Annotated in this window: 17 protein-coding genes; 4 read left to right on the forward strand and 13 right to left on the reverse strand. The window is 62.2% G+C overall.

Annotated elements, in window-relative coordinates; translation table 11 throughout:
• Window positions 1–7 precede the first annotated feature (7 nt).
• The 3 genes from AC1DCM_RS05110 to AC1DCM_RS05120 all read right to left on the reverse strand — a co-directional run bounded on the left by AC1DCM_RS05110 (window position 8) and on the right by AC1DCM_RS05120 (window position 3,464).
• A complete protein-coding gene (locus AC1DCM_RS05110) occupies window positions 8–859 on the reverse strand; it encodes an ABC transporter permease (protein WP_477517535.1) in 852 nt (283 codons plus the stop codon).
• Window positions 860–861: 2 nt separating this feature from the next.
• Window positions 862–1,806: an ABC transporter ATP-binding protein gene (locus AC1DCM_RS05115; protein WP_477517536.1), complete on the reverse strand. Its 945-nt coding sequence runs from the start codon at window positions 1,804–1,806 to the stop codon at window positions 862–864.
• A 146-nt stretch (window positions 1,807–1,952) separates the two neighbouring features.
• The gene (locus AC1DCM_RS05120) at window positions 1,953–3,464 is read right to left on the reverse strand and encodes a phosphatase PAP2 family protein (protein WP_477517537.1); all 1,512 of its coding nucleotides are present in this window, start codon (window positions 3,462–3,464) and stop codon (window positions 1,953–1,955) included.
• A 96-nt stretch (window positions 3,465–3,560) separates the two neighbouring features.
• Here AC1DCM_RS05120 and AC1DCM_RS05125 point away from each other — a divergent pair, with 96 nt between their 5' ends.
• A complete protein-coding gene (locus AC1DCM_RS05125; RefSeq protein ID WP_477517538.1) occupies window positions 3,561–4,265 on the forward strand; it encodes a phosphatase PAP2 family protein in 705 nt (234 codons plus the stop codon).
• Here AC1DCM_RS05125 and AC1DCM_RS05130 read toward each other — a convergent pair.
• From AC1DCM_RS05130 to AC1DCM_RS05160, 7 genes are all read right to left on the reverse strand, one after another.
• Window positions 4,210–5,403, reverse strand: coding sequence for an MFS transporter (locus AC1DCM_RS05130; protein WP_442005277.1), 1,194 nt, complete (start codon window positions 5,401–5,403; stop codon window positions 4,210–4,212). The genes AC1DCM_RS05125 and AC1DCM_RS05130 overlap by 56 nt on opposite strands.
• Complete coding sequence (locus AC1DCM_RS05135; RefSeq protein ID WP_477517539.1) at window positions 5,400–6,167, reverse strand: DeoR/GlpR family DNA-binding transcription regulator; 768 nt, start codon at window positions 6,165–6,167, stop codon at window positions 5,400–5,402. The genes AC1DCM_RS05130 and AC1DCM_RS05135 overlap by 4 nt, the downstream gene beginning before the upstream one ends.
• 165 nt (window positions 6,168–6,332) lie before the next feature.
• A complete protein-coding gene (locus AC1DCM_RS05140) occupies window positions 6,333–8,015 on the reverse strand; it encodes an ABC-F family ATP-binding cassette domain-containing protein (RefSeq protein WP_216924442.1) in 1,683 nt (560 codons plus the stop codon).
• Between the two features lie 67 nt (window positions 8,016–8,082).
• The gene (locus tag AC1DCM_RS05145; RefSeq protein ID WP_477517540.1) at window positions 8,083–9,345 is read right to left on the reverse strand and encodes an FAD-dependent oxidoreductase; all 1,263 of its coding nucleotides are present in this window, start codon (window positions 9,343–9,345) and stop codon (window positions 8,083–8,085) included.
• 13 nt (window positions 9,346–9,358) lie between these two features.
• A complete protein-coding gene (locus tag AC1DCM_RS05150; protein ID WP_477517541.1) occupies window positions 9,359–11,335 on the reverse strand; it encodes a penicillin-binding transpeptidase domain-containing protein in 1,977 nt (658 codons plus the stop codon).
• A gap of 89 nt (window positions 11,336–11,424) precedes the next feature.
• On the reverse strand, window positions 11,425–12,081 hold the full coding sequence (locus AC1DCM_RS05155) for a response regulator (protein WP_477517542.1): 657 nt from the start codon (window positions 12,079–12,081) through the stop codon (window positions 11,425–11,427).
• On the reverse strand, window positions 12,078–13,340 hold the full coding sequence (locus tag AC1DCM_RS05160) for a sensor histidine kinase (protein WP_477517543.1): 1,263 nt from the start codon (window positions 13,338–13,340) through the stop codon (window positions 12,078–12,080). Before AC1DCM_RS05160 ends, AC1DCM_RS05155 begins: the two co-directional genes overlap by 4 nt.
• A 210-nt stretch (window positions 13,341–13,550) precedes the next feature.
• Here AC1DCM_RS05160 and AC1DCM_RS05165 point away from each other — a divergent pair, with 210 nt between their 5' ends.
• Window positions 13,551–14,630 (forward strand): ABC transporter permease, encoded by a 1,080-nt coding sequence (locus AC1DCM_RS05165; protein ID WP_477517544.1) that lies wholly within the window; start codon window positions 13,551–13,553, stop codon window positions 14,628–14,630.
• A 30-nt stretch (window positions 14,631–14,660) separates the two neighbouring features.
• The gene (locus AC1DCM_RS05170) at window positions 14,661–15,362 is read left to right on the forward strand and encodes an ABC transporter ATP-binding protein (RefSeq protein ID WP_477517545.1); all 702 of its coding nucleotides are present in this window, start codon (window positions 14,661–14,663) and stop codon (window positions 15,360–15,362) included.
• A gap of 48 nt (window positions 15,363–15,410) precedes the next feature.
• On the opposite strand, the gene AC1DCM_RS05175 is transcribed toward AC1DCM_RS05170, so the two are convergent.
• Window positions 15,411–15,809 carry a winged helix-turn-helix transcriptional regulator gene (locus AC1DCM_RS05175; RefSeq protein WP_477517546.1) on the reverse strand — a complete coding sequence of 133 codons (399 nt, stop codon included), beginning with the start codon at window positions 15,807–15,809 and terminating at the stop codon, window positions 15,411–15,413.
• Window positions 15,810–15,892: 83 nt separating this feature from the next.
• On the opposite strand from AC1DCM_RS05175, the gene AC1DCM_RS05180 reads away from it, so the two are divergent.
• Window positions 15,893–16,498 carry an NAD(P)-dependent oxidoreductase gene (locus AC1DCM_RS05180; protein ID WP_442005267.1) on the forward strand — a complete coding sequence of 202 codons (606 nt, stop codon included), beginning with the start codon at window positions 15,893–15,895 and terminating at the stop codon, window positions 16,496–16,498.
• Window positions 16,499–16,513: 15 nt separating this feature from the next.
• Here AC1DCM_RS05180 and AC1DCM_RS05185 read toward each other — a convergent pair whose 3' ends face one another.
• On the reverse strand, window positions 16,514–17,962 hold the full coding sequence (locus tag AC1DCM_RS05185) for a phytoene desaturase family protein (protein ID WP_477517547.1): 1,449 nt from the start codon (window positions 17,960–17,962) through the stop codon (window positions 16,514–16,516).
• Window positions 17,955–19,466, reverse strand: a complete 1,512-nt coding sequence (locus AC1DCM_RS05190) for a glycosyltransferase family 87 protein (protein WP_477517548.1) — start codon at window positions 19,464–19,466, stop codon at window positions 17,955–17,957. The genes AC1DCM_RS05185 and AC1DCM_RS05190 overlap by 8 nt, the downstream gene beginning before the upstream one ends.
• Window positions 19,467–19,607: the final 141 nt, after the last annotated feature.

Raw genomic sequence — 19,607 nt, forward strand, 5'->3', positions numbered from 1 at the left:
AGACGTCCTAGACATCCCGCTTCTTCAACAGCACCATTGCCAGGGCAACGGGCACTACAACCCAAGCGCCGAGAACCAGGGCGGCCTGCCAGACTTCCAGCGTGTCCGGAACATGCTCGACGGCGGTCATCGCATTGATGGTGTTGCCCGGAAGATACTTGCGGGCCTCCACGAAGAAGTCGCCGGGAATGAGCTGGAAAGCAATCGGGGCCACAAAGAAAAGACCCACCAGGCTCATGATGCCTCCGGCCGAGTTGCGGACGATGGTTCCAAGAGACATACCAATCGCTGCTACGGCTGCCACGTAAATGCTGTTGACCAGCAAAAGCTTGACCGACTGCGAGCTACTGAGATCCAGCTTGAGATCGTAGTTGTTCACGATCGGGAGCGCCACGAGACCCGCAATGAAGATGGATACCGCAGTCAAGAGGAAGGCACTGACCATCACAACGATCAGCTTGGCCAGGAACGGCGAGAGCCGCTTCGGGACTGCAGCAAAGGTGGAGCGCGCCATCCCCGTGGTGAACTCGGAGCTCATGAGCAGAACGCCCAAGGAACCGAGGATGAGCTGCGCGAAGGCGATGCCCGACGTCGGGATAGTAACTGCGATGTCTCCACCCTGGGCGGCAAGGGCTGCGGCCGCTTGGGGATCCCTCCCGGCCCGCTCGGCGAACTGTCCCGTTCCCCAGGCCGAAAGTGCTGCGAAGCCAACCATGACCAAGGCTGTGGAAGCCAGGAGAATCAGCGTGGATAACAAAGTGCGGAACTTGATGAACTCGGAGTTCAGTACGCGATGGAACGCCGGTCCGGGACCGACGGAATTACGCATGGACTTGCGGTCCAAAGTGGTGGTGCTCATGTCTATTTCCCTCCGGCCCGAACGGGAACAGAGGCCCCGGCGGTGATGTGCGAGTGGTATTCCACCTCGTCTTTGGTCAACTCCATGTACGCCTCCTCGAGACTTGCCTGGAGCGGGGTCAGCTCGTAGACCATGACCTGGTTGTCCAGGGCAGTCCGGGCGATCCCGCGAGGATCCAGGCCCGAAACTTCCAGCAGCTCACGTTCGTGGACCTCAACGGAAACGCCCGTGCCGGCGAGCAGTTGCATGAGCCGCTCCGGCTGGTCCGTGCGGACGCGGGTGCGGGCCTGGCCCTTGCCGGTGATGATCTCTGCGATGGGTGCGTCCGCAATGATCTTGCCGCGGCCAATCACGATCAGATGGTCTGCCGTCAACGCCATCTCACTCATGAGGTGGCTGGACAGGAATACGGTGCGGCCCTCGGAAGCGAGGTACTTCACCAGGTTCCGAACCCAGACCACGCCTTCCGGGTCCAGGCCGTTGACGGGTTCGTCCAGGATGATGGTCTGTGGATCGCCCAGGAGCGCTGCCGCAATGCCGAGGCGCTGGCCCATTCCGAGCGAGAAACCCTTCACCTTCTTCTTGGCGACTTCTCCCAGCCCGGTCATCTCGATGACCTCCCGCACCCGGCTCTTGGGGATGCTGTGGGTCGCGGCCATGGCGAGCAGGTGGTTGTACGCCGTGCGGCTCGTGTGGACTGCCTTGGCATCCAGGAGCGCACCGATTTCACGCAGCGGCGCAAGATGCTTGGCGAACGGCTCACCGTTCACGGTCACCGAACCCGCAGTGGGAGTATCCAGCCCCATGATCATGCGCATAGTGGTGGACTTGCCGGCACCGTTCGGGCCCAGGAAGCCCGTCACCCGTCCGGCTTGGACAGTGAAACTGACACCGCCGACGGCGGTTTTCTCGCCGTAGACCTTCGTCAGGCCTTTTGCTTCGATCATGGAAGCGTTCCCTCCTCGGAGCACGTGTGCGTGCAGATGAGTTGTTGACTGTACTAACCACGCTAGTCACAGAGGGTGCGGAAATCGCCTGTCTCAGGGATGATTCAGGGTCCAGTCAGGGTAGTCCTCCCGGATGACCCTAGGATCTAGGATCCTGGGTCCACCGGCAGTGGGCAGTACACACGGAGCTCGCGCCTCTTGACAGTGAAGACGGCACTGCGCACCCCTGGCTTAGGCTCACCGTCCACGGCAAGGACCAACGGTTCTCCGATCGCCTCAATGGTCACGGTGGTTGCCTCGGTCAGATGCGTGACTTTGGAAGCGGCAACGGTACCCGTGACCACGGCCCACAGCAGTCGGGCACGGGCAAATGGTTCATCCGCCGTGATCATGCGGACGTCGAAGACGCCGTCGTCCAGCACGGGGCGTCGAAGTGGGGCATGGTCGCTGGGGTAGTACCGTCCTCGGCCCAGGTACAGGATCCATAGCTTGTGCCTCACGCCGTTAACGGTGAGCGTCGTGGGCGAGTTCACGCCGAACGTTCGCAGCGATGCCACCAGACTGGCCAGGGGCTTGCCCATGGCAGGCTGCAGTCTCTCCCTACGGCGTACGAGGTTCGGATAAACACCCACACTGGCCGTATTCAGCATGGCGATCTCACTGGCCTCAGGCTTGTCAGGCAAACCGCGATGTACGGCAACATGCCCGAAATCCACCAAGGCGGCCTGACCTTGCGTGACAGCCTCGATTGYGTCGTCAATCGAACTGGTCCCAAGATCACGCGCAAAGTGGTTAAGGGTGCCCCCGGGCAATACCAGCAGAGGCAGGGAATGCACGACGGCGGCAGCCGCCGCAGTGCCCACCGTCCCGTCACCACCCCACACGCCAAGCGCTATGGTGCCCGGCCGGGTAGCTGCCGCTTCAACTTCCGCGGCTACATCCTCGCCCTCAGCGATTTCATGAATATGCGCCTTAGGGAATACATCCTTCAAGAGTTCGCCGGTTTCCTGAGAGTACGAACCGCCGAGGACGTTGACGGCGATACTCAGCCCCTCGCCGTCGACAATCGCTGGAGCATCTGCCGGCGTTCGGCGGGGTTTGGGCTCGGCGGGCTTGGCCGGCCACCATTTACGAGTCAGCAGTGCAGCACCCGCTCCAAGAGCAGAACCAAACACCACGTCTGACGGCCAGTGGGCGCCTGTGTGCACACGGGAGTAAGCCACACCTGCCGCGAGGGGCGCGAGTACGGCACCCAGGACGGGAGAGACCATCCCCGCTCCCACGGTAAAAGCCACGGCAGAAGCCGAGTGGCCAGACGGCATTGACGAACTAACGGGCTGTGGATGCACGAACCTGAAGACCGGCAAATGCTCGGGCAGGGGTCGCGTCCTGGGGAGTGCCGTCTTGAAGATGACGTTGGTGACGCCGGAGGCAACGCCCAAGGCAAGGAGTCCGTGCAGGGCTGCCCTGCGCGGCTTTCCTGGAACACTCGCCATGATTCCCGCGATACCGAACCAGAGCTTCCCCTTGGTGGCCGCTGCGGAGAGCCGCCGGAAGAGATCATCATGTTCACCGTGAGGCTGGCGCGAAACCGCCCTGACAAGGAAATGATCGAACCTTGCCACGTGCTTGGGCCCTTTGCCCAGGAAACCTCGCATGCCACCACAGTAGCGCGAGCTTGGCCGCACGAGCCTGCGGCATTCCCGTGACGTTCAGATGCTCCATCCAAACTTTCCCTGACTACGATGAGGTGCATGCTCCGAGTCCTGCGTCCGCGTCGAAGGCCCGGCTGGCAGATCGTCGCCCCAGCCTTGTTCTTGCTCTGCGCATTCGCGGTCCCGGGAGCCATGCTTGTGGCCGGTCAGGGAGAACCCGCCCTCAACAGAATCGATACAACATGGCAGGCCTATATCTTCACCCTGCACGCCCCGTTCTGGGACGGAGTAAACGTAGTGCTCAACGCGGTTGGCTATGTAGGGATGCTGGTGTTGCACCTTGTTTTGGTGGTCGCACTGCTCATCTGGCGGCGTCCCAAGGCTGCTATGTTCACTGCACTGTCAGGACTTTCTGCCCTGGGGCTCACGCAACTGACCAAGGCCGTTGTCGGCCGCGAAAGGCCGCAAGGCGCAACGGTCCTCTCGGATACCGGTTCATACCCTTCGGGGCATGTTTCTGCCACAACCGCGTTTCTCGTCGTGTTGGCGTTGCTGATTGGCCGGCAGTGGGCGAAGGTGGTGGCCGTTCTTGGCATACTCACGATGATGATCAGCAGAACCTACCTGTCGGCTCACTGGTTAAGTGATGTCCTGGGTGGCGCTTGCCTTGCCGCCGGCATGGTTCTGCTGTTGTGGTGGCCGTTCTCAAAGATATGCGTCCAGGAGAATGAAACCGCTGGCCGGCCAACTATTTGGCGCGCAGGGGCCTCGCAACGCCAGCAAGAAGCAGGGCAACAAGAATAGGTACTCCGATCGCCAGGAGTGCCATGTGAATTCCGGTTTGATCGCCAAGGTAACCCAGAAGCGGCGGGCCAGCCAGGAACGCGACATAGCCAATCGTTGAGACCACAGAAACCCGTGCCGCTGCATGCTTGGGATCGTCGGCCGCAGCGGACATGCCCATGGGGAAGGCCAACGCCGCACCAACGCCCCAAAGAGCAGCACCAAGGCCGGCCAGCACCACGTTGCCGGCAAAGACGAACAATGCCAGGCCCAGCGCGGCCGCTGCCATGCTGGCCCGCAGGACAGCGACGCGGCCGAACCTGTCGATGACCTTGCCGCCTAGGAAGCGCATCCCCGTCATGGCAGCAACGAAGAGCGCGAAGAGCAGGGCGCCGGTCGCTTCGGAGGTACCGAGTCCATCAACTGCTGCCTTGGCAATCCAGTCATTGCCGGCGCCCTCCGTGAGGGTCGCGCCCAAAACCACCACACCGATGAGCAGGGTCCGGCCGTCCCGCCAAGCCGTGGGTCCCTTGGGAGCCGGCGCGCCGTCGTCGAGCGTTTCAGTCACTGCGGCTTCGTGCGGCAGGAAGTACCGCGGTACGGTCAGTGCGAGTAGGACAGCAAGTCCGGCGATCACGAGCAGATGCTCAGGGAGGCCAACACCAAGTTGGGAGAGCCCCGCCCCGATCAAAGCGCCTACAAAAGCCCCGCCGCTGAACGCTGCGTGAAACTGGGGCATGATGGTCCGCTTGAGCCGGTGTTCGACGTCGGCCCCTTCGATGTTCTGGGCCACGTCCCAGAGGCCGATGCCGATGCCAAAGAAGAAGAGGGCGATCGCTGTGGCCGGAACCGATGCAGCCATGAGGGAGAAGGCGATCGCCGCACCTGCCGCCCCTGCCACGATGCCGGCAAGACGAACCGTTCCGGCGGTACCGATTCGGCCCACCACCCAACCTGCGGATGGCAACGCCATCAAGGACCCGACGGCGGTGCAAAGCAGCAGGGTGCCCATTTGACCGGAGGTCAGGCTGAGAGCCTCAGTGACAGCGGGGATGCGTGCCGCCCAGCTGGCAAACACCAAGCCATTCATGGCGAAGATCAGGAACGTCGCCACCGCCGCCGCGTTGACGTTGGTGGCGCTTCTTGTGCTGGTGGTCATGCAATCACAACTTCCACAGAGAGTTTGTCGAGCCGGGCAAGATCTTCGGGGGTAGGCTTCATGTCCGTCACGATGACGTCCACAGTCTCCATGGCGGCAACCAAGGCCACCGCACTGGCATTCCACTTACTGCCGGAAGAAGCAACGATCACCCGCGACGCCGATTCCAGGCCGGCGCGCTTCACCGCGGCGTCGTCCAGGTCATGGGCCAGCAGTCCATCCTTGAGATTGAGGGCGCAGGGCGTCACCACGGCGGTGTCGAACCGCAACGAGCGGATGTTCCCTTCGGTCATGGGCCCGCGGAAAGACTGTTCGCCTGGAATGAGGCTTCCTCCGGGGAGAATGAGCTGCGGCCTGCGGCCTTCCTTGGCGTGAGTCAGCGCCTCGACGCCGTGCAATGACATCGGCATCACTGTGAGTTCACGCTGGCCCAGTCGCCGCGCAATCTCCGTGGCGGTGGATCCGCTGTCCAACCACACATGCTCGCGGTCCTTCAGCAGCGCGTCAACGGCCGCTGCGATCTTGAGCTTCGCTTCGTGGTCTTCCAGTTCTCGCTGCCCATAGCCGGGGTTGTCACCGCGTGCTACCAGGCTGCGGGCGCCGCCGTGGATCCGCTTCAGTACTCCATTGGCAGCAAGAATCTCAAGATCACGGCGGACTGTGGCGCCCGACGCTCCGGTAGCGGCTACCAGCTCGTCCACTGATATTTCTTCGCGTTTGCGCAGCAGCTCGCCAATGAGCCGATGGCGGTCAGCAGTTCCCATGATTCAACGGTATCAGGCTCGCGCTCACTTAATCACGCAGTGTGATCATTTGCTCACCGATGCTCTCTCACATCCCACCCCTCATACCCGGATGTTCTCTCCCTTGCGTCAGGAAAGTGAGAGAGCATCCGGCCAAAAGGGCAACGATGTGAGAGAACGTGGGGACTAGCGGGCGCGCTCCACGCGCTTCTCATCCCAGACGGGTTCCTCGGACTCGTAGACCTTGCCATCTGAGCCGAAGATCAGGAAGCGGTCAAAGGACTTGGCGAACCACCGGTCATGGGTGACGGCCAGGACCGTTCCCTCGAAAGCATCGATGGCACGCTCCAGGGCTTCGCCGGAGTGCAGGTCCAGGTTGTCGGTAGGCTCGTCAAGGAGCAAAAGCGTGGCTCCCGACAGCTGCAGCAGGAGGATCTGGAACCGCGCCTGCTGGCCACCGGACAGGGACTCGTACTTTTGCTCCGATTGGCCGGCCAATCCGTAGGAGTCCAGAGCACCTGCCGCAGCTTCGCGGGGCAGGCCGGATCGGTGTTCATCGCCGCGGTGCAGGATCTCCAACAAGGTCCGGCCCAGCAGATCAGGACGGACGTGCGTCTGTGCGAAGAATCCGGGCCGGATCCGGGCGCCCAATTTCACAGTTCCTTCATGCGGCACTTCAGCAATGACAACGTCCGACACCGGCAAGTGCTCCCGCTCGGGGTCGGTGCCACCGGTGGCGAGCAAGCGCAGGAAGTGGCTCTTTCCAGAACCGTTGGAACCGAGTACGCCCACACGGTCTCCGAACCAGATTTCCGTGGAGAACGGCTTCATGAGTCCAGTCAGTTCAAGCTTCTCCGCCACGACGGCGCGTTTTGCTGTTCGCCCACCCTTGAGGCGCATCTTCACGTTCTGCTCAATTGGCAGGGCCTCGGGTGGTCCAGCCTCCAGGAACTTGGCAAGACGGGTCTGTGCCGCCTGGTACCTGTTTGCCATGTCAGACCGGAACGCGGCCTTGTTCTTGTACATGTTGACGAGTTCCTTGAGCTTCACGTGCTCCTCGTCCCAACGCTTGCGGAGTTCCTCGAATCGGGCGTTCCTGTCGGCGCGTGCCTCTACATAGGAGCCGAAACCGCCGCCGTGGATCCAGGCTCCGGCACCGTTGATGCCGGGTTCCAGCGTCACGATTCGGCCGGCGGCGTTGTTGAGCAGCTCGCGGTCGTGGCTGATGAACAGCACGGTCTTCTTGGATTCGTTGAGCTTGGATTCGAGCCAGCGCTTACCGGGGACGTCAAGGTAGTTGTCCGGTTCGTCCAGGAGCAGGAGTTCGTCCGGACCAGCGAAGAGGGCTTCCAACACGAGGCGCTTCTGTTCGCCACCGGACAGCGTGGACGCACGTCGGAACTGTGCTTTGTCGAAGGAAATTCCCAAAGCCGCCATGCACACTTCGTCCCAGACCGTCTCGACGTCGTAACCGCCGGCGTCTCCCCAATCCACGATCGCCTGGGCGTACTTCATCTGGGTGGGCTCGTCGTCGTGCTCCATCATGGCGAGCTCTGCGTCTTCTACAGCCTTGGCAGCTGCCGCGAGACCGGCTTGGGCCGTCGAAACCAGCAGATCCCGGACCGTTGATTCATCCCGGACTTGCCCCACGAACTGCCGCATGATGCCCATGTTCCCGGATTTGCCCACGACGCCTTCGTCGGGTGTGAGGTCGCCGGAAATGATCTTGAACAGCGTCGTCTTGCCGGTTCCGTTAGGTCCAATCAGCGCGGTCTTGGTGCCGTCAGGCACCTTGAAGGTCACGCCGTTGAGCAGCTGGGTGCCGTCGGAGAGGAAGTAGTCGATGCCGGAAACGTCAATATGGGCCACCGCCCAATCTTCCCACGGCCAGGTATTAGGGCTCGACGGCGGAACTTGGCCTGGGTGCCCGAGCGGGCTAAGCGTCAGGCTTTCGCCGGGCAAACTGGGGTGCACGCTCGGGTCGTGGGCCGAAGGCAATCATCCGTGCAGGCAACTTCCGGAAGCTGGGAAAATTACGGAGCACAAAGAGCAACAGCTTGGGCGGCTTTGGCTGCTTGCCCGCCATGACCTGTGCGAAGATCACGCGATGCAGCACTCGCTGAAACGTCTGCACAATCACGGTTGGGGCCCACCGCCGCTTCTGGACGGCGGCGAGGTGATCGTCGTCGAGCGTTTTGCTCAGGAGCGGGGAAGCAATGATCCGGGCCGCTGCGACGGCGTCCTGCACCGCCAGGTTGATCCCCACGCCGCCGGCGGGGGACATCGCGTGCGCAGCATCGCCAATCAGCAAGAGGCCTGGCTTGTGCCACTCGGACAAGCGGTTGAGCTTCACGTCCAACAGGTGGAGATCATCCATGGAGCCAATGTGGTCCACGCGGTCGGCAAGATCTGGCCGCAATCTGGCGATGCGTGCGCGAAACGCCTCTACGCCTTCGGCCCGCAACTGCGGATCCAGTCCTTTCGCCGCAAGGTAGGCGATCTGATAAAAGTCCTTGCGGGTCAAACTCAGCAACACGTCCGAGGTCCCGAAGCTGGGCGCAATCGACGCCACGGCTTTCCTCTCGTCCGCATTCCTCGGAAGCCGGAACCACCAGGTATCGAACGGCACCGGAAATTCGCGTGGGATCAAACCTGCCCGTGAACGAAGTACGGAACTACGGCCGTCACATGCCACCGTCAATGAAGCGTTCACTTCGCCCGTCCTCACGGTTTCGCCCGTCAGGGGATCCCGGGTTCTGTAGGCCACGCCCGTCACGGCGCCGGACCCATCACGGAGCAGCTCTGTCGCCTCAGTGTTCATCCGAAGTGTGAAGGTGGGTTCCTGCTTGGCTGCCTCCACCAGAAAGTTCAGCAAGTCCCACTGGGGCACCATGGCCACGTAGTTGTACGGCTCCTTGAGGAGCCCGAAATCAGCGAGGATCACTGAATCCCCGGTCCCGGCTGGCAGTTGGAAATTGCCGAGCTTGCTCTGCGGCAGCTGCCGGAAACCTTCGCCCAGCCCCAACTCGTCCAGGAGGCGAATGGTGGAAGCATGCACGGTATCGCCACGGAAGTCCCTCAGGAAGTCGGCGTGCTTCTCCAGCACAGTGACTTCGACTCCGGCCCTGGCAAGCAGCAAGCCCAGCACAATCCCGGCCGGTCCTCCACCAACCACAACGCACTGTGTGCTGCTTTGCATAGCTTCTCCCGATTTAGCCGGCGGCGGTGAGGAACGACTTCAACAACGGCCCGCTGGTGGTCGCACCCAGCCCGCCGTCTTCCACGAATACTGCAACTGCCAAGTCTCCATGGACGGCAACGATCCAGGCGTGCGTTTTGGGCGGGTCGTCATTGCCGAACTCGGCAGTTCCCGTTTTTGCGCCAACGGGCGCTCCCGGTACCTGGGCGAGGAATCCTGCGTGCCCGGAGGTCACCACTGCCCGCATCATGTCCGACAGTGCAGCGGCTTCTTCCTTGGTGATCGGCTTGGTTGAGGGCGGTGATGCGGGCGCCGTGCTGGCGGAAGCGGACGACGGCGGCGCGCTGCCACTTTCAGTGGGCGTGGCTGTGGCGCTGGAGTTCTGGGCCTCAGGGTTCAGCACGAGTTGAGGCGACACCGGAGCGCCGTTGCCAACAGAGGCTGCCATGATCGCCGCAGACAGCGGGGAGAAGAGCACCTTCCCCTGACCGATCATGGATGCCGCGTGCTCGGTTCCCTCTGCCGCTCCGGGGACGGAACCGAGGAAGGCGTCGGCTCCCAGCTTGGGAGCTTCCACGGCCACGCCCAATGCCATCGCGGCAGACTCGAGCTGGTCCTGGCTGACGGTGTCACGGGCATTGATGAAAGCGGTATTGCAGGAGTGCGCAAAAGCGTCCCGCAGCGTAACAGAGCCCAAGGAGCTTTCCGGGTAGCCCTCGGAGTTCTTGAAGGTCCTGCCGTCAACCGTCAGGGTGGGGGTACATTCCACCTTGGAATCAGGCGTGGCGCCGTCGCGGAAGAGCGCCAGGGAATCGACGATCTTGAACGTGGAGCCCGGCGCATATTGGCCAAGCATCGCCGTGTTGTAGCCGTTGCTGCCCGGACCGGATGCGGCCGCCAGAACAGCTCCAGTAGAAGGCTTCAGCGCCACAATGGCGGACGCTGGCCCTACTCCGGCAAGCGTTTCTTCAGCCAGTTGCTGCAGCTTCAGGTCAAGCGTGGTCTTGAGGGTTGTTCCAGGCACAGGAAGGGACGAGAAGAACACTTTTGTTGCCGGGGTCTCGCCTTCCGACTTCGCTTCCTGCTTGGCGACTACCTCCACGCCGTCCTTTCCGCGGAGCAGAGAATCGTATTTCTGTTGAAGGCCGCCGGTTCCTGTCGCGTCCCCGGCCCTCAGGGCACCATTGGACTTTTCGATCTGCTCCGCACTGGCCTGGCCGACACTTCCCAGGAGCGCCCGGGCGAAAGTGCGTGTTGGTGCCAACGCCATGGAATCCAGGATGCTCGCGCCACCCGGAATGGCAGTGATCTTTGCTTCCGTAATTTCGGGGGTGTAGGCACGGAGGACGATGCCTTCCACGAAAGCTTGCGGACCCGAAGCTGCCACCTGCTTGGCGTACTCTTCAACATCCAGGCCGAGCAAGGCAGCCATAGCCCGCGCGGAGGCATCGGCCTGTTCCGCGGGAAGCTTGGTCTTATCGATGCCAACGCGGAAAACAGGGCGGTCTTCCACAATGGGAGCATCCGCGGCGCCGAGGATCTGTCCCCGCTGGGCAGGAACAGTCTTAACGGAGAGGGTCTCGTCATCCGAAAGTTCGGGCGCGAGGAGCTGGGGATTCCATTGAACAGCCCACTTGTCGCCGGACTTTTTCAACGTAGCTTCGGAGCTGTACTCCCATTTGGCCGAGCCGATGTTCCAGCTGTAGTTCAAAGGGAAGGTGGCTGTCTCGCCGTCGAGCTTCACGTCACCTGACTGAACCGATGGCTTGGCGCCGAGTCCCTCAAACACCGCTTTGAGTTGATCGTTGGCCGCGGAGCTGTCCTTGCCCTCCACGGTGAGCGAACCGACGTCGAGCGCGGCAAGCGAGGAGGCCAACTGCTTCGCTGCACCCTCGGCACCCGCGCGGCCGTCATCGCAGGCGGTCAGCGAACCGGCCATCACCAGCGCCACCAAGCCAAGAACAAGATTCCGTGTTTTCATTTTCCCCATTTGCGACATTATGCCCCGTTCCACTGACACTTTCTTGTCGCGCCCACACCCCGGACCCGTCCCACCCCCGGGTCCACCGAAAATGACTTTTAACGCTGGCGAATGATCCTGCGTTGCGCCGCCACGGCAATCGCCGCCGTTCGGTTGTCCACGCCGAGCTTGGAGTAGATGTGCACCAAGTGCGTCTTCACTGTTGCCTCGGAAATGAACAACTGCTTCGCCATGGCGCGGTTGCCCATTCCGGTGGCCAGGAGTTCCAGCAACTGGACTTCCCTGGGGCTCAATGCAGGGGACGGATTCCGGATCCTGCCCATGAGCCGGGCGGCCACCTCCGGTGCCAGCGCGGTCTGACCAGCGGCAGCGGACACCACAGCTTGCTGGATCTGCTGAGGCGGGGCGTCCTTCAACATGTAGCCGCTGGCACCGGCCTCGACAGCGGCGAGGATGTCAGCGTCCGTGTCGTAAGTGGTGAGGATAAGGACAGGCGGCGGGGGAGTCCCGGCCTCGCCGGCTTTGATCCTGCCTGTTGCCGTCACGCCGTCCATACCGTTACCCATTTGCAGGTCCATCAGCACCAGGTCCACGGGCTCACCCAGAGTGTTCAACCTACCCAGTTCTGCCAGCGCCGCATCACCGTCCGCCGCCTCGGCCACAACGCTGATACCAGGAAAATCGGCGAGCATTGCCCGGAGGCCGGCCCGCACAACAGGATGGTCGTCCACCAGGAGGATGCGGATCTCACTCATGCCGCACCATTCCCGGCAGGCAGCGGCACCCGAAGGGCAACCACCGTTCCCTCGCCAGGCGCCGACTCTATATCCAAGCTGCCTTCCAGCGCCGCCAACCGTTCGCGAAGGCCCTGAAGTCCGACGCCGGTGCCGTCCCCGCGGGCATTGCCAGCCGCCTTCGACGGTTCAAAACCCACGCCGTCGTCAAAAACATCCAGTGTTACCTCAGAGCCGAGGAAGGACAAGGTCACGACGACGGCACTCGCACGGGCGTGGGCCCACACGTTTGCCAGGGAGGCCTGGGCGGCCCGAAGCAGGGTGGTCTGGTACGTATTGGGCAAGTCCAAGGGGGTGCCCACAAGTTCGAAGCGGCAGCGCAGTGCGGTTCCCCGGGCGGCTGCTTCGGTCTCGGTTTTCTCGCAAAGCCTGCGCAACGTGTCCACCAGATTGGACTCCTCCAAAGCAGGTGGCCGGAGATCACGGACAAAACTCCGGGCCTCGGCAAGGTTGGCCGAAGCGGTGTCCTGAACTATCCTCAACCGTTCGTTCGCGGCCTTCACATCCCCCTCGTCCAAGGCTTTCCCCGCAGACCTCCCCATCAGAACGATGCTGGAGAATCCCTGCGCCAAAGTGTCATGTATTTCCCGGGCCAGCCGTTCGCGCTCCGCGAGGACCCCGGCATCGTGCTGGGTTTTGGCCAATTCTGCCCGTGTTCGTCGGAGATCGTCAGCAACAACGCGTTGGTTCTCGGCTTCCAGAAACAAGGCACGGTATGCCAACCCGGTGACCACGGCAAAGCCAGCTCCAAACATGGGTCCCAGGACCATCGCAAGCTGCAGACCGCCGTCGGCCGCGCCCCTGCTGTGGAACCACAGGGCACCAATCAGCAAAGCGGTGCTCACGACGATTGCCGGCAGGGCCAGGCGCCGGGGGAGTACGTGCAATTGGAGGAAGAAGAGTGGGAAGGCAACCCATGCGAAATCGCTGCTGACCAGGAGCAGCAACAGCCACAAGACCATCACGGCAGCAAGCCACCAGCCGGAGTATGGTGTGGGATCGAATCGGGAGCCATTGCCAGCGTGGCGTTTCTCAAGGATGGTTCCCACGAGATACACCAGGGCCAAGGCGGCTGACAGTCCCAGTCCAGCAATGACCGCCACCGGCGACGGACTGCCCGCAGTGCCTGCCAGGAGCCGCACCACTGCCACCAACAGCAGCGCCGCGAAGCCCACATGGAGACTTATCCGCAGCACACGGAGGATTGTGGCGGTGCCCATAGGAGTCTCCTGCATGCGTCCCAGCCTATCCCCGGCCTTGCGCCGCTCCCTGAAAATTCCGCGTCGTGAAGCAGGAATCAACCAATCGGATGATGGCCGGTTCAACCCCTTGATGTGCGCGAATCCATCGGGCTCCCGATGTGCCCGGATCCATTGGCCGGAAGAGTGGATTCAGACGGGACCAAGCCCGCATCCAAGCAAAGGATTCTGATGTTTCTCGCCATCCGCGACATCCGCTTCGCCAAGGGCCGCTTCGCGCTCATGGGGAGTGTTGTGGCCCTTATTACCCTGCTGCTGGTCATGCTTTCGGGGCTTACTGCCGGACTCGGAAACCAGTCGACGTCCGCCATTAAGTCACTGCCCGCACAGCAGATCGTCTTCGGCACACCGGCGGGCGGGGAGCCGAAGGCCTCCTACACCGAGTCTGAAGTTTCCAATGCCCAGCTCGAAGCCTGGCGGGAACAACCCGGCGTTTCATCGGCACAGGCGGTGGGCATTAGCCAAACCCGCTTCCAATCCTTGGCCGGGGATGGCGCTCCTAAAGGCACGGCAAATGTGGCAGTTTTTGGCGGTTCGACGGCTCCTGCCCCTGTTCAGGACGGGACGGTCGTCGTCGGCGAAACCCTTGCGAAGGAACTGACGCTTGAGGCTGGCAGCCGCGTCCGGGTCGGTGGTACGGAGCTGACTGTTTCAGAAGTTGTGCAGGACCAGTGGTACTCGCACACCGGCGTCGTGTGGACCACGCTGGACACCTGGCGAAACATCGCCCACGCTCCCCAGGGCACCGCCACGGTCCTGGCCATAAATTACGACGCCGGTGCCTCCGTCAGCGTTGATGCCGCCAACGCTGCGGCTGGCACGGTGAGCATGGATCCCGTCGGCTCTTTCCAGGCTCTCGCCTCCTACAAGAGTGAGAACGGCTCGCTCATGCTCATGCAGGCATTTCTTTATGGAATCTCTGCCTTGGTGATCGTGGCCTTCCTTACTGTGTGGACGGTGCAGCGGACACGTGACATCGCGGTCCTCAAAGCACTCGGCGGCTCTTCCGGGTATGTCCTGCGAGATGCCTTGGCTCAGGCGGCGATCGTGCTGCTGGCAAGCGCAGTATGTGGCGGTTTGCTGGGCTTGGCGGGCGGACTTCTCGCGGCCAGCGCGGCGCCCTTCCTCGTCACTCCTTTGACCACGTTGGTGCCTGTTGTCGGCGTCGTCATCCTTGGCCTCGGCGGCGCTGTCCTCGCTGTCCGCAATGTCACCAAAGTAGACCCGCTGTTTGCCCTCGGTGGCAACTAGTTTCTGAACATTCCCAGAAAGGCATACATCGTGACCCATGCACTGAATCTCATCAACATCACTCTGGAATACCCCGACGGCGACTCAACCCTCAAGGCTTTGGACGCCGTAGACCTTGCAGTTGGACGCGGGGAGTTCCTCTCTTTGGTGGGTCCGTCCGGTTCCGGCAAGTCCTCACTCCTGGCTGTTGCGGCCACGCTCGTGAAGCCCACCTCCGGACTCGTCCTCATCAACGGGCAGGACGTTTCGGCGCTAAAGGAGGCCGAACGCACGGCCCTGCGGCGCGACAAAGTCGGCATCATCTTCCAGCAGCCAAATCTTCTTCCGTCGCTGACCGCCGTCGAACAGTTGCTGATCCGGGACCATCTTCGCGGCAAAGCTGTCCGTGAGGCCCTTGGCAAAGCACATGAACTATTGGAGATTGTGGGTTTGGGCGCATCGGCAAACAAGAGGCCACACCAGCTATCCGGGGGGCAGCGTCAGAGGGTGAACATCGCGAGGGCCCTCATGGGCAGCCCCACCGTATTGCTGGTGGACGAACCTACCGCAGCACTGGACCACGAACGCAGCGAATCGATCGTCAGGTTATTGCGCCGGATAACGGACGAATTCTCCACGGCTACTGTGATGGTCACGCACGACACCGAGTTTCTCCCTCTGACTGACTCCGTCGCAACCATGCGGGATGGACGAATCAGCCGCGCCGTACTCCCGTCCGCCCTGCCCAATTAGGTCGCAGTTGAGCGCGTTTTGCGTGCTCAGAACGCGCTCAGCTGCGACTTACTTGGGGGAGCCGAGGAGAGCTTCATCCTGCGCGTCATCGTAGGCGTCGCGGGCTTCGAGAATCGTAGGCACGTGGCTCTCGGCCCACTGACGCAAAAGTGTGAGGGGTTGCAGGAGGGATTCGCCCATTGGAGTAAGTTCGTAATCCACTCGCGGCGGCACCTGAGCGTGGACGGTCCGCGTAATGAGCCCATCGCGTTCCAGGGCACGAAGCGTCTGCGTCAGGACCTTCGGCGTGACAACGTTGACCATCTTGCGCATCTCCGAGAACCGCACGGGCCCATCACCGAGGACTTGGATCACCAAAGACGCCCACTTGTCGCCGATTCTTTGGAAGATCACGCGGGATGGGCAATTGGGATCCAGGATGTTGCCTGGCAGGGCATTAGTATCCATCAGGTAACTCAGTTCCTTTGAAGCTATCAGTATCCAATAGATACCTTTGTGTTATCGCAAGGATAGCAACCCAAAGGAGAGTCATGAAAATCGCAGTCTACGGCGCAACAGGCATGGTCGGCAGTGAAATCGTCAATGAATCCATCACCCGCGGCCATGAAGTGACGGCTATCTCCCGCAAGGGCGCCGAGATCGCCGGCGCAACTGCCCAGGTTGCCGATTTGGGCGACGCTGAGGTCTTTGCCTCCATTGCAAAGGACCACGACGTCGTTGTGCTGGCTACGGGTCCCAGCCGCACCGGCGGGGATCACGGAGAGTGGCTCGATGCCATGGCCACTGCTTACAGCAACGCCGAAGGAACCCGCCTCATGATCGTTGGCGGTGCAGGCACCCTTGAGGTAGACGGCGTCCGGCTCCTCGACTCCCCGGACTTCCCCGAGGCATACAAAGCGGAGGCCACCACCGCCGCGAAGGCACTGGAAGCCGTCAAGCAGACTCCCGAGGACGTCGACTGGACCGTCCTTGCCCCCGCTCCGGTTATCCAGCCCGGCGAGCGTACCGGCGAATACAACGTGGCCAAGGATTCCCCCGCCGGAACCAGCATCTCCTCGCAGGACTACGCCGTTGCAATGCTGGATGAAATCGAAAGCCCGGCTCACCGCCGCGCACGCTTCACGGCCGCGAACTAAAGCAGGACCTGAGTCCTAACCGACAGTCAGGCCGAGCCCGGGTACCGGCAGCTGGAATATGTCCTTGAGGGCATGTTTCGCCGCATGGTACCCGGGCATCCCTGTAACACCAGGTCCGGGTGGGGTGGATGAAGAACATAAGTAGACGCCCAGCATCGGTGTACGCCAAGGCACGTTGGACACTACTGGCCGCTGCACCAGGCCCCGCAAATCCAAGAGACCTGCGCTGAAGTCACCGCCCACGTAGTTTTCGTTGTAGGCGGCCAGTTCAGCCGCCGTCGTGGTCTTTGAAGCAACCACCACGTCCCGGAAACCCGGGGCGTATCGCTCAATCCGGGCGGTGACAGCCTCAGCCATGTCCACATCGGAGTCAGCCGGCACGTGGCAATACGTCCACAGAATGTGTCGTCCCGCCGGTGCCCGCGACGAGTCCACCAGAGATGGTTGGGAAACGAGCACATAGGGCTCCGTTGGGTGTTTGCCCATGGCCACCAAATTCTCGGATTCGGCCATGGCCATTCGCGAACCGCCCACATGAACGGTCCCCGCCCGCTTCAGCCCAGATGCAAGCCAGGGAACGGGCTCGGACAGGATGTAGTCCACTTTGCAGGCTGCATTCCCGAAGCGGAATGCATCCAGAGCCCGACGATAGTTGTCGGGTATCTCAGCGCCACCCAGACGTGCGAGCGTCGGGGGTGCAACATCCAGCAGGATCGCCTTTGCCGGCCTGACCTGATCGAAAGAATCCACGCGCTCACCGGTGTGGATGGTTCCGCCGTGGGCAATGAGGTCCTCGGCCATCGCACCTGCAATTGCTGCGGAACCGCCCACAGGCACTACCCATCCGCCGGCGTGGGCCAGGACGGCAAGCATGAGTCCGGCACCGGTCGAACTGAGCGCGGGCTGCGAGCCCAAAGCGTGGGACATCACGCCGGTCAGTAAGGCCGGAGCAGCCTCTTCACGGAAGCGCCGTCCCCAGAACGGTGTTCCTTGGTCCAGGGTTGCGAGGCCAAACAACACAGCCGCAAGCGGGTCCTTGGGCACACGGAGCAACTGGTTCGACGTAAAGTCCACCACCCCATTGACGCGCGCAAGAAGCGGCGCAATCAGCCGACGGTACGCTGGGCCGTCCACCCCCAGTTCCATCGCTGTCCGTTCCAAAGACTGGTAAGCGAGGGCGGCTCCGCCCACGTCGAGAGGAGTCCCGTGCTGGACTTCGGGCACGCGCAACTCAATGCGCTGCGAAAGGTCGAACTCCTTGAAGAAAGGAGACGCCACTGCCATTGGATGCACCGCGGAGCATACATCGTACAGATGACCCGGCTCGATCAACTCGCTTGTCCGGGTTCCGCCTCCGATGGCATCGGCGGCCTCGTACAGATGTACCTCCAGCCCTGCCCGGGCCATGGTCACTGCCGCAGCCAGACCGTTCGGACCAGAACCGACGACGGCGACATCAGCCATCGCTACCCACCTCCAACTGCCGGGGTGCTTCAGGCTCGGCCGGCTCAACCCTTGAACGCCAGGGGAGAACCGACGTGGACGGGTGGAGAACGTTAACCCTGAGCCAATCCTTGGTGCCCTCGAAAGGCCCGCCATGCGGATCGTCTTCGCCCAAAGCACGTAGGGGATCCTGCGATGGATCCCAGATATCCATCACCACCCTTGCCATCAGGTACGCCGTTGCAACCATGTGCAGGGCCACGGCCAGGACGTAGTAGGACATGTCTATGTTGTGCTGCACGGACCCACCGCTGGTCGCTTGGCCCAGGTACATCCAGATGGCGGCCCAGTGCAGACCTTCGGCGGCCTGCCAGACCAGGAAGTCCCGCCAGCGCGGTCTCGCGAGTGCAAGTAGGGGAATAAGCCAGATGACGAACTGGGGCGAGTACACCTTGTTGGTGAGGATGAACGCGGCCACAATCAGGAAGGCCAACTGGGCGAGGCGCGGGCGCCTGGGCGCCGCCAAAGCCAGGGCACCGATCAACGCGCACGCAATGACGAACAGGTTCAGTGCGAGCGAGTTGATCGTGGCGGCGTTGAGTTGGCTCCATTGAAGCCGATCGGCAACGAGGTTGAACGCGAACCAGGGCGAGCTATATCCGGCGGGCCGTTCCTGGGTGAACTCAAAGAAGTAGCGCCAGCCCGAAGGGTTCATTGCCGCGATGGGAAGGTTGACGGCCAGCCACGACGCAGCGGCCGCGGCGCCAGTCATGAAGAAGGCCCTCAAACGGCCACTGCGCAGGGCCAACACCAAAATGGCACCCAGAATGAGGACGGGGTACAGCTTGGTGGCCGTTCCCAGCCCGATGCAGATTCCCGCCAGGACCAGCTTGTCGCGGGAGAAGAAGTACATGGCCAGCGCGAGCAGAGCCACCGCCCACATGTCCCAGTTGATGAAACCCGCAAGGACGATTCCCGGGGCCAAAGCCACCATGGCGGCATCCCAGGGGCGGCGCTTGTTCATTCGGGCGGTCAGGAGGACGGTAATTATCCATACGGCAACGATCAGCGTTGCGTTGACGTCGAAGTAACCCAGAATGCGTTCGCTACTCACCCCTTGGCCAGGCACCAGCAGTGCGGTCAGTCCTGCGACGATCCCCATGAGGACCGGGTACTCAAACAAGCTGCCTTGCGTGAAGAAGGGGAACACGCCATCGCCCAGGCCGCGGTTGCGGAAGAGCTCGGGGAAGTCAGAGTAGCACGTGGCGTAAAACTGTGTTGGTGTCTCCCAGCCGTTGACCCGGCAATAGTCCTTCGCCAGCACCGCCAGCAAAGCAGCGATCACGGTGAGGATAACGAGGACGCGTTCTACCGTGAACGGGGCGGGGGAGATCTGTCCTGGGGCCGAGTGGCGGCCCAAGGGCCCACCTACAACCTCCGTGAAGTTACGAAGCAGGGAGTCGCTGCGGCTTGGAACCACAAAGCGGGCACGTTTTCGCTGCCGGTGCGGCTTCGTCTCCTGCATAAATCGAGCTTACAGTCAGGCAGCTTAACTATCGCCACCAGAGCAGACCGCTAAAAGGGGGAAGCCCACGCGTAGCCGCGTGGGCTTCCTGGGGTTCAGCATGCATCTGCGGCACCGGAAACTCCTTCGAAAGGGCTGAAG

The organism is Paenarthrobacter sp. 10N417, from assembly GCF_056394745.1.

What these genes read in the sequence shown, in the direction of transcription:
- AC1DCM_RS05155 (WP_477517542.1), bottom strand. Translation starts at nt 12,081, where the DNA reads ATGAGTGAGATCCGCATCCTCCTGGTGGACGACCATCCTGTTGTGCGG.
- AC1DCM_RS05190 (WP_477517548.1), bottom strand. Translation starts at nt 19,466, where the DNA reads ATGCAGGAGACGAAGCCGCACCGGCAGCGAAAACGTGCCCGCTTTGTG.
- AC1DCM_RS05135 (WP_477517539.1), bottom strand. Translation starts at nt 6,167, where the DNA reads ATGGGAACTGCTGACCGCCATCGGCTCATTGGCGAGCTGCTGCGCAAA.
- AC1DCM_RS05150 (WP_477517541.1), bottom strand. Translation starts at nt 11,335, where the DNA reads ATGGGGAAAATGAAAACACGGAATCTTGTTCTTGGCTTGGTGGCGCTG.
- AC1DCM_RS05185 (WP_477517547.1), bottom strand. Translation starts at nt 17,962, where the DNA reads ATGGCTGATGTCGCCGTCGTCGGTTCTGGTCCGAACGGTCTGGCTGCG.
- AC1DCM_RS05130 (WP_442005277.1), bottom strand. Translation starts at nt 5,403, where the DNA reads ATGACCACCAGCACAAGAAGCGCCACCAACGTCAACGCGGCGGCGGTG.
- AC1DCM_RS05175 (WP_477517546.1), bottom strand. Translation starts at nt 15,809, where the DNA reads ATGGATACTAATGCCCTGCCAGGCAACATCCTGGATCCCAATTGCCCA.
- AC1DCM_RS05125 (WP_477517538.1), top strand. Translation starts at nt 3,561, where the DNA reads ATGCTCCGAGTCCTGCGTCCGCGTCGAAGGCCCGGCTGGCAGATCGTC.
- AC1DCM_RS05165 (WP_477517544.1), top strand. Translation starts at nt 13,551, where the DNA reads ATGTTTCTCGCCATCCGCGACATCCGCTTCGCCAAGGGCCGCTTCGCG.
- AC1DCM_RS05145 (WP_477517540.1), bottom strand. Translation starts at nt 9,345, where the DNA reads ATGCAAAGCAGCACACAGTGCGTTGTGGTTGGTGGAGGACCGGCCGGG.
- AC1DCM_RS05160 (WP_477517543.1), bottom strand. Translation starts at nt 13,340, where the DNA reads ATGGGCACCGCCACAATCCTCCGTGTGCTGCGGATAAGTCTCCATGTG.
- AC1DCM_RS05110 (WP_477517535.1), bottom strand. Translation starts at nt 859, where the DNA reads ATGAGCACCACCACTTTGGACCGCAAGTCCATGCGTAATTCCGTCGGT.
- AC1DCM_RS05180 (WP_442005267.1), top strand. Translation starts at nt 15,893, where the DNA reads ATGAAAATCGCAGTCTACGGCGCAACAGGCATGGTCGGCAGTGAAATC.
- AC1DCM_RS05115 (WP_477517536.1), bottom strand. Translation starts at nt 1,806, where the DNA reads ATGATCGAAGCAAAAGGCCTGACGAAGGTCTACGGCGAGAAAACCGCC.